The organism is Haliea atlantica, assembly GCF_054779855.1.
This window is the reverse complement of the sequence record NZ_BAAGXL010000003.1, coordinates 85612-102394: the sequence shown is the minus strand read 5'-3', so window position 1 is coordinate 102394 and position 16783 is coordinate 85612. Positions and strand designations below refer to the sequence as shown.

11 protein-coding genes are annotated in these 16783 nt (G+C 69.6%); 7 read left to right on the top strand and 4 right to left on the bottom strand.

The features are described 5' to 3' along the window. Positions 1-9 precede the first annotated feature (9 nt). Positions 10-1587: a L,D-transpeptidase family protein gene (locus ACYVGS_RS00525; RefSeq protein ID WP_460586670.1), complete on the bottom strand. Its 1578-nt coding sequence runs from the start codon at positions 1585-1587 to the stop codon at positions 10-12. Positions 1588-1674: 87 nt separating this feature from the next. Between ACYVGS_RS00525 and ACYVGS_RS00520 the strand changes: the two genes are divergently transcribed. Both ACYVGS_RS00520 and ACYVGS_RS00515 read left to right on the top strand, forming a co-directional pair. Further along, positions 1675-2391 (top strand): murein L,D-transpeptidase catalytic domain family protein, encoded by a 717-nt coding sequence (locus ACYVGS_RS00520; protein WP_460586669.1) that lies wholly within the window; start codon positions 1675-1677, stop codon positions 2389-2391. A 75-nt stretch (positions 2392-2466) separates the two neighbouring features. Beyond that, on the top strand, positions 2467-3447 hold the full coding sequence (locus ACYVGS_RS00515) for a L,D-transpeptidase family protein (RefSeq protein WP_460586668.1): 981 nt from the start codon (positions 2467-2469) through the stop codon (positions 3445-3447). A gap of 20 nt (positions 3448-3467) precedes the next feature. Here ACYVGS_RS00515 and ACYVGS_RS00510 read toward each other — a convergent pair whose 3' ends face one another. Then, entirely contained in the window at positions 3468-3728 is a 261-nt protein-coding gene (locus ACYVGS_RS00510) for an Lpp/OprI family alanine-zipper lipoprotein (RefSeq protein ID WP_460586667.1), read from the bottom strand. A 215-nt stretch (positions 3729-3943) separates the two neighbouring features. Between ACYVGS_RS00510 and ACYVGS_RS00505 the strand changes: the two genes are divergently transcribed. Both ACYVGS_RS00505 and ACYVGS_RS00500 read left to right on the top strand, forming a co-directional pair. Then, positions 3944-4402, top strand: coding sequence for a L,D-transpeptidase family protein (locus tag ACYVGS_RS00505; RefSeq protein WP_460586666.1), 459 nt, complete (start codon positions 3944-3946; stop codon positions 4400-4402). 37 nt (positions 4403-4439) lie between these two features. After that, positions 4440-6491, top strand: a complete 2052-nt coding sequence (locus ACYVGS_RS00500; protein WP_460586665.1) for a site-specific recombinase — start codon at positions 4440-4442, stop codon at positions 6489-6491. On the opposite strand, the gene putA is transcribed toward ACYVGS_RS00500, so the two are convergent. Both putA and ACYVGS_RS00490 read right to left on the bottom strand, forming a co-directional pair. Next, entirely contained in the window at positions 6488-10318 is a 3831-nt protein-coding gene (gene putA / locus ACYVGS_RS00495; RefSeq protein WP_460586664.1) for a bifunctional proline dehydrogenase/L-glutamate gamma-semialdehyde dehydrogenase PutA, read from the bottom strand. The genes ACYVGS_RS00500 and putA overlap by 4 nt on opposite strands. Positions 10319-10327: 9 nt before the next feature. Then, positions 10328-10813 carry an asparaginase domain-containing protein gene (locus ACYVGS_RS00490; protein ID WP_460586663.1) on the bottom strand — a complete coding sequence of 162 codons (486 nt, stop codon included), beginning with the start codon at positions 10811-10813 and terminating at the stop codon, positions 10328-10330. Positions 10814-10918: 105 nt separating this feature from the next. Here ACYVGS_RS00490 and ACYVGS_RS00485 point away from each other — a divergent pair, with 105 nt between their 5' ends. From ACYVGS_RS00485 to ACYVGS_RS00475, 3 genes are read left to right on the top strand one after another with little or no spacing between them, the layout of a single operon-like run. Then, entirely contained in the window at positions 10919-11548 is a 630-nt protein-coding gene (locus ACYVGS_RS00485; protein WP_460586662.1) for a class I SAM-dependent methyltransferase, read from the top strand. Next, positions 11535-13298, top strand: a complete 1764-nt coding sequence (locus tag ACYVGS_RS00480) for an autotransporter assembly complex protein TamA (protein WP_460586661.1) — start codon at positions 11535-11537, stop codon at positions 13296-13298. Before ACYVGS_RS00485 ends, ACYVGS_RS00480 begins: the two co-directional genes overlap by 14 nt. Beyond that, positions 13295-16759, top strand: coding sequence for a translocation/assembly module TamB domain-containing protein (locus ACYVGS_RS00475; RefSeq protein WP_460586660.1), 3465 nt, complete (start codon positions 13295-13297; stop codon positions 16757-16759). Before ACYVGS_RS00480 ends, ACYVGS_RS00475 begins: the two co-directional genes overlap by 4 nt. The last annotated feature ends 24 nt before the right edge of the window (positions 16760-16783 follow it).

The following is a 16783-nucleotide window of genomic DNA, read 5'->3' as shown; positions in this document are numbered from 1 at the left end:
TTGTCTGTCTTAGTCCAGCGGTGTCCGGCAGCCCGGCAGCGGCGACACCGGCAATGGCCTGCTCAGCGCGGCGGCCAGGGCCGGGTCGCGCCCGTAGAGATCCGGGCGCAGGATCACGCGCCCGTCATCATCCACATCCGCGGTCCAGTAATCCAGCAGAATCGGCACCTCCCGGGAAAGTTGCAGCTCCCGTGTCCGCGCGCTCTCCAGGGCGCTGTGCAGACTGCCGGCTTCCCCCTGTCCTGTCTCGACCAGGTAGTGCGCCAGGGTCAGGGCATCCTCCACCCGCACGCAACCGGAGCTGTGACTGCGGTGGGCACCGCTGAACAGTCTCTGGTTCGGGGTGTCGTGGAGGTAGACACTGAAGGGGTTGGGAAAGCGCAGGGCGACCCGCCCCAGGGGGTTGCTCGGACCCGGGCGCTGCCGCAGCATGATGCCGCCGGGTCGCGCCCAGTCGACCGTGGCCGGGTCGAGCACACGGCCGGACAGGTCCAGCACCTCCATGGCATGGGCGGTCAGGTAGTCCGGATCCGCGCGCAGGGCCGGCAGCGTGTCGCGGCGCAGGATGGTCGGGGGGACGACCCAGGGCGGGTTGACCGTCAGCCGCTTGATCGCCGAACGCAGGAGCGGTGTGGGGCGCTGGGGCGTGCCCACCTGGGTGCGCGCCCGCCAGCGGGGGCGCCCGCCCTGTCGGAGCTCAATGCGCGCCCCGGCAATGTCGACCAGAACCCCGTCGGGGAAGGGCTCCGCGCGCCGCCAGCGCCAGCGCTCCAGGTTGACCGCGAGGCGTTCCCGGCGGGTCTGCGGTGACTGGTTGAGGGCCGCGAGGGTGCGGGGGCCGAGAACGCCGTCGGCGGCCAGGCCGTGGCGGTATTGAAAACGACGCAGTGCCGCGACCAGGGCGGCGTCGTAGCGCATGCTGTCGGGGGGCGTGCCGCCGGCTGCGAGATCGCCGTAGTGGTAGAGCTGTTGCCGCAGGGCGGTGACCCTCGGGTCGCGGTCGCCGGGATGCAGCAGCTTACCCGGGGCCAGGGCCGTCCAGCCCTCGGGATGCGCAGGCAGCCCTGCCAGGGTGTCCCGCAGGGCGCTGTAGGCGGGCAGCGCCGGGCTCGCGGCCGCCACGGCCGCTGCGGGCTGGCTGCTGTGGGCAGCCAGCAGGGCCAGCAGTTGGACGCCGGCGTCTGTACTGGGCCGGGTTTGCGGGGCCTGCCACAGGGGCTCGTGGGCATTGCGCACCAGGCGGCCGCGCAGCAGGTGCCACACCGCCAGCGCCCAGCTGTGGCTCAGGCGCAGCTCCGCACAGCTGCCGGACTCGGACGCTGTCGGCAGGGGGTAATCCCGGGGATCCAGCCCGTCGTCCGCCAGCGACGCCAGGGCCTCGGCGAGAGCCCTGCGGCGCTCGGCACTGTCCCAGAGCGGCTGCCAGTCGCGCTGCGCATAGAAATCGCGCAGCAGCGCCGGCGGGAGGTAACGCACACCGCGGTCGGCGCCGACCTGCTCAGGCCCGGCCGGCTCTTGCAGCAGGGCATCGCGCAGTGGCGGTGCGGCGCCGACAGGCAGCACCGGCCCGAGCAGGAGGCAGAGCACCAGCAGGTGCGCCAGACGCGCGCCGGGGCGGGCTTGGCCAGCCCCCCGGGGCTGGGTTACACTGCGACAAACCCCTCGGGACAGACCATGTACCAAGCCTCGCCGGGCCCCCTGTGGCGCGCCTCGATCGTGTTGTTGTTTCTGGCCTTCCTGGCGCAGCCGGCAGGGGCTGTCGACCTGCGCCTCGCCCGGGCCCTCGCGCTGGAGGCGCCGGGTCTGTCCGGTCCGGTGCTCAAGCGCGCCCTGGCCGCGGTCCGCTGCGCCGAGGCAGGAGGCCTGGAGCCGGCGCGAACCCTGGCTGTGATCGATTTTTCCCTGCCCTCCAGCCAACCCCGCCTGTGGATTTTCGACCTCGCGGAGCAGCGTCTGCTGCTGCGGGAGCTGGTGGCCCACGGACAGGGCTCGGGGGGCAATCGCGCCACCCGTTTCTCCAATGTCGAGGGCAGTCACCAATCCAGTATCGGCCTGTTCCGCACGGCGGAGAGCTACGTTGGCAAGCATGGCTACTCCCTGCGCATGGACGGCCTGGAGCCGGGCATCAACGATGCCGCCCGGCAGCGGGCCATCGTGATTCACGGTGCCGATTACGTCGCCCCCGACTGGATTGACCGCCAGGGGCGCATCGGCCGTTCCCTGGGCTGTCCCGCGGTACCCCGGCAGGTCGCCGATCAGGTAGTTGACTCGCTCAAGGATGGACAGTTTTTATTCTCCTGGTATCCCGACCCCGACTGGCTGGCGGCATCCGATTATCTCAACTGCCCGGCGGCCCGGCTCGCCGGACTCGGTACTAATACCGGTTCCTGAGGCGGACGACCGCGTTGCCCGGTCCCGGCCACAGAGTATCATGGGCACCTTCCAACACCCCGCGCACGGACTGTCATGAAACGCTATTTCCTGTTCCTTTTTTCCGCCCTGGTGGCGGGCCCACTGTTTGCCGCCAGCGGCATCTACCCCCTGCCGGCGCCGAATGAAGCGCTGGTCGGTGAGCTGGCGGAGACGGTGACCCGCGAAGAGGACACCCTGGTGGCCCTCGCGCGCAAGTACCGCACGGGCTACGAAGCCCTGCGCGCGGCCAACCCGGAGGTGGATGCCTGGCTGCCCGGGGAGGGCACGCCGGTGGTGCTGCCCACCCGGCATCTGCTGCCGGAGGCGCCCCGCGAGGGTATCGTGGTCAATATCGCCGAGCTGCGTCTGTACCACTACGAGAACAACCCCGAGCGCCCCGACCATGTCGGCGTGTATTCGGTGAGTATCGGCCGCGATGGCCGGGAGACACCCCAGGCGACCACCCGGGTGACGCGCAAGGCCAAGGACCCGACCTGGTACCCGCCGGAGTCGATACGGCGCGATCACGCGGCCCGGGGGCATAGCCTGTCCAAGGTCGTTCCCCCCGGCCCCGCCAATCCCCTCGGCCGCCACGCCATCTACCTCGGGCTGCCGGCCTACCTGATCCACGGCACCAACAATCCCCTGGGCCTGGGCATGCAGGTGACCAACGGCTGTGTGCGCATGTACCCCGAAGACATCGAATCCATTTTCGGGCGAGTCCCGGTGGGCAGCCAGGTGAGCATTGTCAATCAACCGGTGAAGGCGGGCTGGTCGGACGGGGTGCTTTACGTCGAGTCTCACAAGCCCCTGGAGGGTGGCGAGACGGACTGGGAAGCTCGCGTCGCGCAGCTGCGGGAAGCGCTGATGGGGGCCGTCAGTGGCCGCGAGAATGTGAGTATTTCCTGGGAACAGGCAGAGGAAGCTTTGCGGAAATCCAGCGGGCTGCCGGTTCCGGTGGGGTCGGTGTGGTCAATGGCGGGCGAGGGTGAAAGTGCCGTTCAACACGCCGCACAAAAAACCGCGGGCCACTAGGGCCCGCGGCGTGACACCGATTACTTCTGCATGGATTGCTTGAAAGCGCGGTCGATCTTGGTGTTGGCCTCGTCGGCAGCGCGCTTGGCTTCTTCGGCAGTGCGCTTGGCGTCGGCGGCGGTGCGCTCGGCGCTGGCAGCAGACTGCTTGGCTTCGTCAGCAGAACGCTGAGCAGCCTCGGCAATGGCGCGGACTTCGTCCACAGAGGACGTGCTGGCGCAGCCAGTGGCCAGCACGGTGAATGCGGCAATGGAAGCGGCTTTGATCAGCGTTGACTTCATGGTGAAACTCCTTGTTCGTACGATCCTGTCGTGACAGTGTGACCACTTGCGTGGTGAATCTGGTTGGCAAACCATCCCGCTGCCCCGGCTTGGCCGGGCACACAGGACTGGAATAAACTACCACTCTCCCGGGGTTCCGACTACTGGCGTCTATGCAGTTACAGCGACTTTGTGTATTTTTTCTCTCCCTGGCGGCCTCCTGCGTGGCGTTTGCCGTGCCGAGAGCCGATTTCAGCCCCACACTGCTGCCCCTGGTGGACCAGGTGGTGGTGATCAAGTCCGAACGCAAGCTCTACCTCAAGCGGGGCGGCGAGGCCCTGCGCACCTACACCGTCGCCTTTGGGCCGGTGCCCTGGGGCCACAAGGAACGCGAGGGGGACGAGCGCACCCCGGAAGGACGCTACACCCTGGATTTCAAGAATGCCGACAGCCGCTATTACAAGTCGATACGCATTTCCTACCCCAACCGGGAGGATCGCGCCCGAGCCCGGGAGCTGGGCGTGGACCCCGGTGGCAATATCATGATTCACGGCCAGCCGGCGGACGCCGAATGGGAGGCGGAAACCGCCCAGCTGTTCAACTGGACCAACGGCTGCATTGCCGTGAGCAACGAGGCCATGGACGAGATCTGGCAGGCGGTGCCACTGGGAACGCCGATCGAGATCCTGCCTTGATGCCCCCGCGCCCTGCGACCAGCCAGCGGGCGGGGCGATGACCGGCCCCGACGACCTGCTGCAGCGCCTGGCGGACGAGGAGCAGCCGCTGGAGGCGGTGCCGCTGCTGGTCGAGGTGGTCGACTGGCTGCGTCCGGCGGGCGAGCAGTCGGCGCGGGTGATCGCCCGCATGATCGAGCTGCAGCAGGCCCTGGAGTCGAACCCGGTCTGCCATGCTCGCCTGGCCAAGTGCCTGCAGGACTGGCTGCTGGAAGCCACCCCGTTCCAGGCGCTCACCTCCCTCGGCATCCTGTCGCGCCGCGGCTTCCGTCGCGAGTTCGCCGACCGCCTCTATGAGCGCCTCAACCCCGCGCCCCTGGCCATGGACAACATCCGGGACGTTCTGGCGCGGCTTTTCGACCACCAGTCAGATACTGCCTGGGTCAGCGCCATTCCCGACGAATCCTGGGTGCATTTCCTCTCCTGCCTCTGGGTGAGCGATCCCGATCAGTGGCCGAGCCTGCGCCGCAAATTGCACGGCGACCTCCTGTATGCGGTGGAAATGCTCTCGATCTGGGTGGCCGCGGAGGAGCTGGAACCGGAAATCCTGCGCCTGGATGCCCGTGTGGTCACCCGGGATTCGGCCTTCGTGGCCCAGCAGCGGGAGCTTGCCGTCATCCTGCGTGCGCATGAGCAGTGGCTGCAGGAGGAGGGTGATCGCCTCGACGATGACCACGCCCGGGTCTTGCTCGGGCAATGCCGGGAAGGCCTGGCGCGCCTGCGCAAGCGCATGGTGGTAAAGGGCTCCAGCGTGGCGCTGACGCACCTGCTGGAACGCCTGGACCAGACCCTGGCCCGTATCGAGCTGCTGCTCGACATCTGTGGCTACACGGAGCCGGGCCAGCGCACCGAGAGTGCGGCGCGCCTGTTGAAAACCCTGGTCCGTGCCACCGGCGAGCGCAACAGCCTGGGTGCCCTGTGGCGCCAGAACAGCCGCCTGCTGGCGCGCAGCGTGACCCACAACGCCAGCCACCACGGCGAGCACTACATTACCGAGACCTGGGCGGAATACGGCCGCATGTTCGCCTCGGCCGCGCTGGGCGGGGTGATTATCGCCGCTATGGCCCTGCTCAAGATCCAGATCCTGCGCCAGGGCCTGGGGGCCGAGCTGGAAGCCCTGCTGGTCTGTCTCAACTACGGCCTTGGCTTCATGCTGATCCACGTGATCGGCGGCACCGTGGCTACCAAGCAGCCGGCGATGACCGCGGCGAGCTTCGCCAATGCGGTGGAGCAGGGCGAGTATGGCCGGGCCCGGGAATCGCGCCTGGCAGAGCTCTTGCTGCAGGTGTCGCGCTCCCAGTTCATCGCCATTGCCGGCAACGTGCTGGTGGCCATGGGGCTGGCCGGGCTGGCCGCCTGGTACTGGCCCGCCTGGCAGGGTGACAACCTGCTCCAGGGCGAGGAGCCGGCCTATCTCTGGTACCGCCTGCAGCCCTGGCAGAGCCTGGCGGTGGTGCATGCGGCCATCGCCGGCCTGTGGCTGTTTGTCTCCGGGCTGGTGGCGGGCTATGTCGACAACCGCAGTGCCCGGGTGGAACTGGAGTCGCGCCTGCAGCATCACCCCCTGCTGCGCCCCTGGCTGCCGGTCGGCCTGCGCAAGCGGGTGGCCCACTACCTGGCCGAGAACTACGGCGCCCTCGCCAGCAATTTCGTGTTTGGCTGCCTGCTCGGCAGCACCGCCTACCTGGGCGGCTGGCTCGGGCTGCCCCTGGATATCCGCCACGTGGCCTTCTCCTCGGCGGAACTCGGCATGAGCGCGGGCACGCTCTGGCCCGGTCCCGGCGCCTGGTTGCTGGGTTGTCTTTTCGTACTGCTGATTGCCGCCATTAACCTGTGGGTGAGTTTTTCCCTCGCCCTGGCGGTGGCCCTACGCTCCCGGGACACCCGTATCAGCCGCTTCCCGGCCCTGGCGCGCGCCCTGTGGCGGGCCGTGCGGGAGCGCCCGGCCTCGCTGATCCTGCCCCCGCGCGCGGCTGTCGCCGAGGACGACGGGGATGCCGAAGCGACGGGCGCGAGTGGCAGGGAAAATGACCGCCCGGCCTCCAGTTAGCTCTCGGTCAAGGTCATCAGGGAGGCATTGCCGCCGGCGGCGGTGGTATCCGTGCTGACCGCCTTCTCATGCAGGCTCAGTGTCAGCAGATCCTCCGCCAGCAGGCCACAGAACAGTGGCAGCAGTGGTCCTGGGTGCCCGGGGCCGCCCGCGCCGGCCTCTGCGACTCCCTCCTGCTGTCGCTCGGCCAATCGGGACGCCACCGCGGCCCGGCGGGGGCTGTCCGCGGCAATCCACACGCCGGCCAGTTCCGGCAGCAGGAGGCTGTCGCCCAGCGCCGCCAGGGGCAAAAGCTGGGCCGCAGCCGCGGGCAGGCCCGCCTCGCTGGCCGCGTCCAGGCGCTGCTGCCAGCGCGCACGCTGCGCGTCGTCCGCCGCCAGCAGCACGGAATTGCCCCCCGCCAGGCAACTGACCAGGGCCAGCAGCGCCTCGCCCTCCGGGTCCGGCGTGTCCGCCACCAACAGCAGCAGACCGCGGGGCTCGTACCGCAGGGTATTCGACTCACCGGTGGGGCCGGGCAGGGTCAGTGGAGCGGACAGCTGCTCCCGGGCCCGGCGCAGCAGGCGGAGTATCCGCTCCAGGGACCGGTCACCCTGCAGATCGAGGGGACCAGGGCCAGCCGCTTCCGCTACCCCGGTGAGTGAGGGGGATTGCCCGGCCAGGATTGCCACCAGTCGCCGCAGGCAGAGAAGGCGCTCCTCCAGGAGACGCCCCGACCAGGTCGCGGCGGCGGACCGGGAGACCGCCTCGAACAGACGTTCACGCTCGCCGCCGGCAGGCAGCGCAGCGCTGCCCGCTACCACAGTCGGCGCCGGCGCCCGCCGCAGTCGCCGCAGGTAGTTGGGGCCGCCGGCCTTGGGACCGGTCCCGGACAGGCCGCGACCGCCAAAGGGCTGTACGCCGACAACCGCCCCGATCATGTTGCGATTGACATAGATGTTGCCGGCGGCCACGCGGGCGGCGGCGCGCTGACAGCTGCGCTCGATGCGGCTGTGCATGCCAAAGGTGAGGCCGAAGCCGCTGTTGTTGATGTCCGCCAGTACCGCATCCAGGTTTTCCGCGCGATAGCGGATGACGTGAACGATGGGCCCGAACACTTCCCCCTGCAGCAGTGACAGCCGCGGAATTTCGTAGAGCCGGGGGGGAAAGCCCAGGGGGCCCGCAGACGGGTCCGCCTCACAGGCGTAGAGCAAGCGCGCCGTGGCGTCCAGATAGTGCACATGCTCCCACAGGCGCTCGTGGGCGGCGCGGTCGATCACCGGCCCCAGGTCACTGCTCAGCCAGGCGGGGGAGTCCAGTCGCAGCTCGCGCATGGCGCCTACCAGCATGTGGATGATGCGGTCGGCGACATCCTCCTGCAGGTAGAGTACCCGCAGTGCCGAGCAGCGCTGTCCGGCGCTCTGGAAACCGGACGCCAGGACATCCCGTACCACCTGCTCGGGCAAGGCCGTGGAGTCCACAATCATGCAGTTCTGGCCGCCGGTCTCGGCAATCAGCGGCACCGGCGCGTCCGGACGCGCCGCCAGGCAGCGGTTGATGCGGTGGGCCGTGGCCGTGGAGCCGGTAAACAGCACGCCGCGGATGCGCGGATCGGGCAACAGCTGTTCACCGATGGCGCGGCCCTCGCCGGGCAGGATGTTGATCACCCCCTCGGGGAAACCCGACGCCCGCAGCAGTTCGCCGGTACGCAGGGCGAGCAGGCTGGTCTGTTCCGCCGGCTTGGCAATGACCGTGTTGCCCGTGGCCACCGCGGCACTCAGCTGGCCGAGGAAGATGGCCAGGGGGAAGTTCCAGGGGCTGATGCAGAGTACCACCCCGAGGGCTTCGCCGCGGGGCTTTTCCCCCTCGAGGGCTTCCGCCTGCAGGGCGTAGTAGCGCAGAAAGTCCACCGCTTCGCGCACCTCCGCCAGGGCGTCCGGCAGGGTCTTGCCCGCCTCCCGACAGCACAGGGTCATCAGCGATGGTGCCGCGTCCTCCAGGCGCGTGGCCAGGCGCCGCAGGCAGGCGGCGCGTTCCCTCGCCGGTGCAGCGGACCAGGCAGGGAGGGCGGCAGTCGCACGGGCCAGGGCGGCCTCCGCCGCCGCGGCATCGGCGAGGGAAAACTGCCCGATGACCTCGCCGGTGGCCGGGTCGCGGGCGACGCAGGCGCGTCCCGGCCCCGGGTAGTGCAGGGGCAGTGCGGCATCGGCGGCCATCAGCGCGGGCCGCAGGCGTCGCTGTTCCAGGGGATCCGTCAGGTCCAGGCCACGGGCATTCGCTCGCGCAGAGCCGTAGAGCGCCGGGGGCAAGGGAATCTGCGGGTGGCGCGCCTGCTGCCAGTCGCGGGCGAGATCCACCGGGTCCTCGAGCAGTCGCTCGACCGGCACATTGTCGTCGTAGATATGATTGACGAAGGAGGTGTTGGCCCCGTTTTCCAGCAGCCGCCGCACCAGGTAGGCCAGCAGGTCGGCGTGAACGCCCACGGGTGCGTAGATGCGGCAGGCGACCGGCTCGTCGGCCAGGACTGCCGCGTAGAGCGACTCGCCCATCCCGTGCAGGCGCTGGAACTCGTAGCCCTCGCGGCTTTCGTCGAGCTCCAGCAGGGTCGCCACGGTATAGGCGTTGTGGGTGGCAAACTGGGGATAGACGCGGTCGCGGGCGGCCAGCAAGCGGGCGGCGCAAGCCTGGTAGGAAATGTCGGTCGCGGCCTTGCGGGTAAACACCGGGTAATCCGCCAGCCCTTCGACCTGGGCCTGCTTGATCTCGCTGTCCCAGTAGGCGCCCTTGACCAGGCGCACCATCAGCCGCCGCCCACTGTGGTCGGCCAGGGCCACAATCCAGTCGACCAGCCACAGGGCGCGTTTCTGGTAGGCCTGGACCGCCAGGCCCAGGCCCTGCCAGTCCCCGAGGGCGGGGTCGTGGCAGAGGGCGCTGATCAGGTCGAGGGAGAGCTCCAGCCGGCCCGCTTCCTCGGCATCGATGGTCAGGCCGATATCCGCCTCCGCTGCCGCCAGTGCCAGTTCGCGCAAGCGTGGCAGCAGTTCCAGCATGACGCGCTCGCGCTGGGCCTCCTCGTAGCGGGGGTGCAGTGCCGACAGTTTGACGGAAATGCCCGGGCTGTCGATAGGCCCCCGTCCCGCCGACACCGCGGCAATCGCGGCGATGGCCGACCGGTAGCTGCGGAAATAGCGCTCGGCGTCCGCCCCGGTGCGCGCCGCTTCCCCGAGCATGTCGTAGGAGTAGCGGTAGCCCCGGGCTTCGCTCGCTCGCGCCCGTGACAGGGCCGCGTCGATGCTGTCGCCCATGACAAACTGCTCGCCCATGATCTGCATGGCCTGGCGCACCGCGGCGCGGATGACCGGCTCGCCCAGCCGGCCGAGGGTGCGCTTGAGCAGGCCCAGGCGGCGCGGGTTGTCGGCGTCGTTGTAGTCCACCAGGTGGCCGCTCAGCAGCAGGCCCCAGGCGGAGGCATTGACAAACAGGGAGTCGCTGTTGCCCAGGTGCGCACTCCAGTCCCCCGCGGCCAGCTTGTCGCGGATCAGGCGGTCGGTGGTGTGGGGATCGGGGACCCGCAGCAAGGCCTCCGCCAGGCACATCAACACCACGCCTTCCTCGGTGGACAGGGCGTATTCCTGCAACAGCGCATCGATGCCGCTCTGCTGGTGGCGGGTGGCGCGCACGGCCTCCACCAGTGCCCGGGCGCGGGCCCAGGCGCGACTGCGGCAGGCGGCACTGAAGGTGGCGTGGGGCAGGAGGCTATCCAGTACCGCCGTTTCACTGGCCCGGTAGCGCAGGCGCATGTCCTCGCGCAGGGCGTCGCCGTCTCCGGGGGGATGGCGCAGCAACACGCAGTCGCCTCAGCCGGTGGCTTCGAAGCGGTTGGCGGCGAGGTTCTTGACCACCCGGTGAGCCTCGAAGACCAGGCCATTCATGGCGATGTAGACCCCCGGCGGCCGGCTCTGCACCGCGCCGATGGCGCAGCCGATATTGAAGATGGCGTCGCTGTCGGCAAAGGCCGCGGGCTGCAGGGCGCCGGTGAGGACGATGCACTTGTCGGGGAGACCGGCGAGTGCCCGCGCGGTGGCCACCATGCCATCGGTGCCGTGGGTAATCAGCACGCAGCGCTCGTCGCAGGCCTCTGCCAGCCGGCGAATCAGCGCGCGGTCCGCGTCATCCATATCCAGGCTGTCCTTGCGCATGGCGGACTCCACCGTAAAGGGAAAGCCAACCCCCATGCGTTGCAGCAGCTCGCCAATCACCGGCTCGCCGACCTGGTAGTCGCTCTTGGCGTCGAAGTAGATCTTGTCGATGGTGCCGCCGGTGGTGATGATGTGCAGTTTCATGATCCTCCCGTGGATTGCACGCCGCCTGTCGACTGTCCAGACTATAGCGTAGGCGGCGGGCAGGCGCATGGCTATAATCCCGCGTGGCGAGGAGTCGGACGATACATGGGTTTCTACGAAAACAGGGTGCTGCCCCATCTGATCAATTGCGGGTGTGGCAACGCGGTGATGATGCGGCAGCGAGAGAAGGTGGTGCCGCTGGCCCGCGGGGTGGTGCTGGAGGTCGGCATCGGCACCGGCCACAACCTGCCGTATTACGACAGCAGGCGCGTTGAGCGACTGATCGGCGTCGATCCCTCCGAAGCCTCCTGGCGGCTGGCCGGTGAGCGGGCGGCCAGCGTGAGCTTCCCGGTGGAATTCCTCGGCCTGTCGGGTGAGTCGATACCGCTCCCCGCGGCCAGTGTCGACTGTGCCGTGATCACCTTCAGCTTGTGCACCATTCCCGACCCCGCGCAGGCCCTGCGCGAGGTGGCGCGGGTGTTGCGGCCCGGGGGGCAGCTGCACTTCTGTGAACACGGCCAGGCTCCCGATGCCGGCGTGCGCCGCTGGCAGGAGCGTCTGGATCCCCTTTGGCACCGGGTCATGGGGGGCTGCCACCTGAACCGGGACATCCCCGGCCTGCTGGCAAACGCGGGCTTTGCCTGCGGGGATCTGGCCACCGGCTACCTGCCGCGCACCCCGCGCATTGCCGGCTTCAATGTCTGGGGCAGCGCCGGACTTCATGTTGCCTCGTAAGGGCTGGCGGGCGGGCCTGTGCCTGCTCGCCAGCCTGGTGCTGTGCGGCGCCCGGGCCGAGGAGCCACTGTTGGAGTACCGCGTCGAGGGCGTCGACGGTGCCCTGCGGGAGAATGTCGAGGCCTGGCTGGGGGAGGCGCCGCAAAGCCCCTCCGCCCGTGCCAACCTGGTCGCCGGCGCCCGCGAGCGTATCAACCGCAGCCTGGAGGCCCTCGGTTATTATCGCGCGGATGTCGACCTGAGCCTGGACCGGGAGCGCGAACCCTGGCAACTGACGGTGCGTATCGACCCCCGTGAGCCGGTGCGCATCCGCGAGCTGTCCCTGGCGGTGACCGGCGAGGCCGCTGAGGACCCGGCCTTCCAGCGCTTCCGGGAGACCCTGCCCCTGAGCGAGGGCGAGGTGTTCCACCACGGTGAATACCAGTCGATGAAGAATGCCCTGTTGACCCTCGGCCAGCGACGCGGCTACTTCGACGCGCGCCTGCAGCGACACCGGGTCGAAGTCGAGGCCACCGGCGGCAGCGCAGACATCGATCTGCTCTATGCCAGCGGCACGCGCTACCGTTTCGGTGCCATACAGCAGGAGCCCGCCGACCTGCTGGCGGTGCGTCACCGCCAGGCGCTGCAGCCCTTCGAGCAGGGCGAGCCCTTCAGCCTGGAGGCCCTGCAGACTTTCCAGTCGCGCCTGCAGCGCACCGGCTACTTCTCCGGTATCACCCTGCGCCCGGAACTGGACGAGCGCAGCGACGGCGAGATCCCCCTGCGCCTGGAGCTGTTCCCGGCGCCCCGGCACAGCATCGATGTGGGCCTCGGCTACAGCACCGACACCGAGGAACGGGTCTCGATGGTCTGGCGCACCCCGCGGATCAACCGCTACGGCCACAGCCAGGAGACACGCCTCGAGTACTCGGCGGTGAACCCCAGCGGCCGGGTGACCTGGAACATTCCCCTGACGCACCCCCTGGACGATGTCCTGCAGTTGCGGGCCCGGGTCGAGGAAAACGAGTTCGGCGATCTCGACAGCCGCCAGCAGGAACTGGCGGTGCGCCGGGAGCAGCGCAGCGGCGAGTGGGTGCGCAGCCTGTCCCTGCGTTTCCTCAACGAGCGCTGGGATGCCGATCCGGTGCGCGGCAACGAGGACTACCTGCTGCCCGGGATCAGCCTGGCCCACAAATGGCGGGAGGGCCCGCTGGTCAATCCCGAGCGGGGCTTCAGTCAGTACTACAGTCTCGAAGGCGCGTCGGAGTCTCTCGGGGGCACACTCGACCTGGTGCGCCTTCACGCCCGCTGGGTGCACGTGATGTCCTTCGGCGACAGGCACCGCGTGGTCAGCCGCGCGGAGGCGGGGGCGGTCTACCTGGACGAGGAAGACCGGGACCGCCTGGCCCCCTCCCTGGGCTTTTTCGCCGGCGGTTCCCAGAGCCTGCGCGGTTTTGCCTACCAGTCCATCGGCAACCCGCTTCCGGTGCTGACCCGCGACGGCCAGCGCCGGGATATCGTGCTCGGCGGCGACCGCCTGCTCCTGGGCAGCCTGGAATACCAGTACCGGGTGCGGCCCGACTGGCGCCTGGCGGTCTTCTCCGATGCCGGGGACGCCTTTAACGAGGGTGAGCTCGACCTCAACTACGCCCTGGGCACCGGCCTCCACTACCTGACCCCCGTGGGGGCGCTGAAACTGGAAGTGGCGCGCAGCCTGAGCAAGGACCAGCCGGGCTGGCGCCTGCACATCAACATCGGAGCCGAATTTTGAGACGCCTGGCCCTGGCCCTGCTGATACTCATGGCCCTGCCACTGTTCGCGCTGGTAGCGGTGCTGTTCACCGCCGCCGGTACCCGCAGCGCCATCGCCTGGTTGCCCGAGTCAGTGCCGGTGGCGATCGACTACCGCCGGGGGCGGCTGCTGGGAGAACTGGCGCTGGATCGCGTCCAGTTGACCCTGCCGGCGCTGTCAGTGGAGCTGCGGGACTGGCGCAGTGTGGTGAATCCCCGCTGCCTGTGGCGCAGTACCCTGTGTCTCGAGCTTCTCGAGCTGGGTCAGGTCGCGATTGAGCTGCGCGGCGAGCCCGAACCGGACGAGGCGAGCGCCGACAGCGTCGGCTTGCCGGCGGTGGTCAACCCGCTGCCACTGGAGCTGCGACAGCTGCGCCTGGGGTCCCTGCGCGTTTCCAGGGAGGGCGATGAATGGCTCCGGCTATCGGGGCAGGCCGGCGTCTATTGGCAGGGCGTGACCCTTGCCCTGGAATCCGTGGACCTGTACGCCGAGGGCTTTGGGCGCGCCCGCGGCGAGGGTGAGCTGCGCATGGCGGAGCCCTGGTCGGTCGACTGGCGCGGCAGTATCACCCCTGCAACGGAGGCCCCGCTGCCGCTCAGTTTGCGCGAGCGGGAAGTGTCCCTGCTCCTCGACGGCAAGCTCTCCCGACTCCAGGTTGAGCTGGCCCTGGACAGCCCCCTGCAGGTACAGACTCGCCTGCGCCTGGATGCCCTGGCAAGCGAGCTGCCCTTTGTGCTCGAGGCGCGGGTGGAAGCGGTCTCCGCCAGCGCACTGCAGACACTGCCCGAGTGGCCCGAAGACCTGCCCGCACCGGGTCTGCCCGAGGCCCTGACCCTGCACGTCGAGGGTGACCTCGAGGAACAGTCGGCGCGCATCGAGGGGGGGCTGGCACTACCCGGTTATCCGCAGCTCTCCCTGGTGACCGCCCTGCGTCACCGGACGGGCCAACTGAGCCTCGACCAGTTGAGCCTGCAGCAGGGCCCCGCCCGGCTCGAGCTGGCGGGAGACCTGAACTATGCCGAGGAGGGCATTGCCTGGCAGCTACAGCTGAACAGTGAAGCCCTGAAATTACCGGATCTGAGCCAGTACCTGCAGGGTCAGGTTCAGGGCGGTCTGCGCACTGCGGGTCACTGGCGCGGGGAGAGCTGGGCGCTGAGTATCCGCGATGCCGATCTGGCGGGGGATATCAATGGCCTGCCTGCCACCCTGCGTGGCGACCTGGAGGTCGACAGCGAGGCCTGGATCCGCGAGGGACGCCTGCTGCTGGAGGCCAACGGTGCCAGCCTGGCCCTGGCCGGTGCCGAGGGCGAGGACAGCGCCGCCGCACTGGCACTCAAGGTGCCCGAGCTGGGCCGCTGGCAGCCCGGGGCCCGCGGTCGCCTGCAGCTCCTCGGCGAGCTTTCCGGGGGGCTGGGCACGCTGCGACTGGAAGGCGATGCCGAGGGGCTTGCCTGGGCCGGGAATCGCCTGCCCTCCGCCAGCCTCCAGGCCGAGCTCGCCCTGAACCGGGAGGGCATGCAGACCGGCACGCTCTTGCTCGAGGGGCCCGAACTGGGCGGACTTGCGCTGGAGCGCCTGTCCCTGCGCCTGGAGGGCCCGGCCACCGCGCCGCGACTCGCCCTGGAGAGCCGCGGCGTGATCGAGGGGGAACTGTCGTTACAGGCCCGTCAACAGGACGCCGGCTGGCAGTTCCGCCTGCAGTCCCTGGCCTTCGACACGCCCCTGGGGCCCCTGCGCACGGATCCCGAGGTAAGCCTGGACTGGTCGCAATCCCGTGGCGAGCTGGCGGCCCACTGCTGGTACCTGCCCAGCCTGTCGCTCTGCAGCGAGGCCTGGACCCTGGGTCCGGAGGGGCAGGGCCGAGTGCAGCTGGACGGCGAGCTCGCGGTACTCGATCCACTGCTGCCCACCCGGCTTACCCTGGAGGGCCCACTGGAAGGCGCACTGTCCGCGTCCTGGCGTCCCGACCGGCCCCCGGTGCTGGAGGCCCGCCTCGGCAGCGAGAACGGCCAGTTGACCCACTGGCTGCCGGAAGGCGAGTCCGCCAGCTGGTCCTGGCAGCGCCTGGCCGGCACCATCGCCCTCCGGGATGGGGGGGTGGCTGTCACGGCGCAGCTGGTGGAGAACGGCAGCCCGCGGGTCTCGCTGCAGGCCACCCGCACGCCCGGCGAGGCGGCGGAACTGCGTGGCAGCCTGGAACTGGACGCCCTCGAACTTGCCCCCTGGGAGCCCCTGATCACGCCCCTGTCGGACCTCGCGGGGCACCTGGATGGCCAGCTGCAACTGGGGGGAAGCCTTGCCTCGCCGCAGCTGGATGGTCGACTGCAGTGGCGCGAGGGGCGGCTCAGCCTGCAGGGCAATCCGACGGCCCTTCTCGCGGCGCGCAGCGAACTGGTTTTCCAGGGACGCAGTGCGCGGGTCAGCGGGGAGGGCAGCCTCGGCGAAGGCCCCCTGAACTGGCAGGGGGAGCTTGCCCTGGAGCCCGAACTGCAGGCGTCACTGACACTGCGGGGGGAGGGCAACCGGCTGCTCTATCCGCCGGACACCGAGGCCACCATCAGCCCCGACCTCTCCCTGGGCTGGCGCCCGGGGCTGGTGACCCTGCGCGGGGAAGTGGAGGTGCTCGAGGGCGTACTCGCCTACGAGCACCTGCCCGAGGGCGGCGTCGATCTGTCCAGCGATGTGGTGGAAGTGGACTACAGCGGCGAGGTCATCCGCGAGTCACAGGGGCTGGACCGGGATGTCCGCCTGCGCCTGCGCATCCGCGACCGCTTCCTGGTGCAGGGCAAGGACGTGGAGGTTCGCGTCGGGGGCGACCTCAGCCTGCAGCAGTCCCCGGGCAGCCCCCTGCAGCTGTTTGGCAACCTCAAGGTGCTGGGCGGCGAACTGGAAGCCTATGGCCAGCGGCTGTCGGTGCAACCCGGCCGGGTGGCCTTTTCCGGGTTGCCGGGCAATCCGGAGCTGGATCTGCGCGCCTCCCGGGAGATCCGCGCCGAGGACCTGCGCGCGGGGGTGCATGTCACCGGCACCCTGGAGCAGCCCCAGCTGGAGATCTACACCGACCCGGTGACCTCGCAGACCGAGGCGCTCTCCTACCTGGTGCGCGGCCGGGGCCTCGACGCGGGCGGTGGCACCGACGGCAGTGCCCTGGCCCTGTCCCTGGGGACCGGCCTGATCAATCGCAGCGCCCTGGTATCCGGCCTGAACCGCCTGCCCGGGGTCAGCGAGATCGAATTCGGCACCCAGGGCAGCGAGGAGAGTACGGCAGCCACGGTCAGCGGCTACCTTGGCGAGCGTCTCTACCTGTCCTACGGGGTGGGGCTCTACGAGCCGGTCAATGTGCTGACGGCGCGCCTCTACCTGCAGACGCGCCTGTGGCTGGAAGTGGTCAGTCGCCTCGAGAACTCGGTCGACCTGTATTACAGCTTTGATATCGATTGAGGCGGGGCCCCGCGAGCGGGGCCC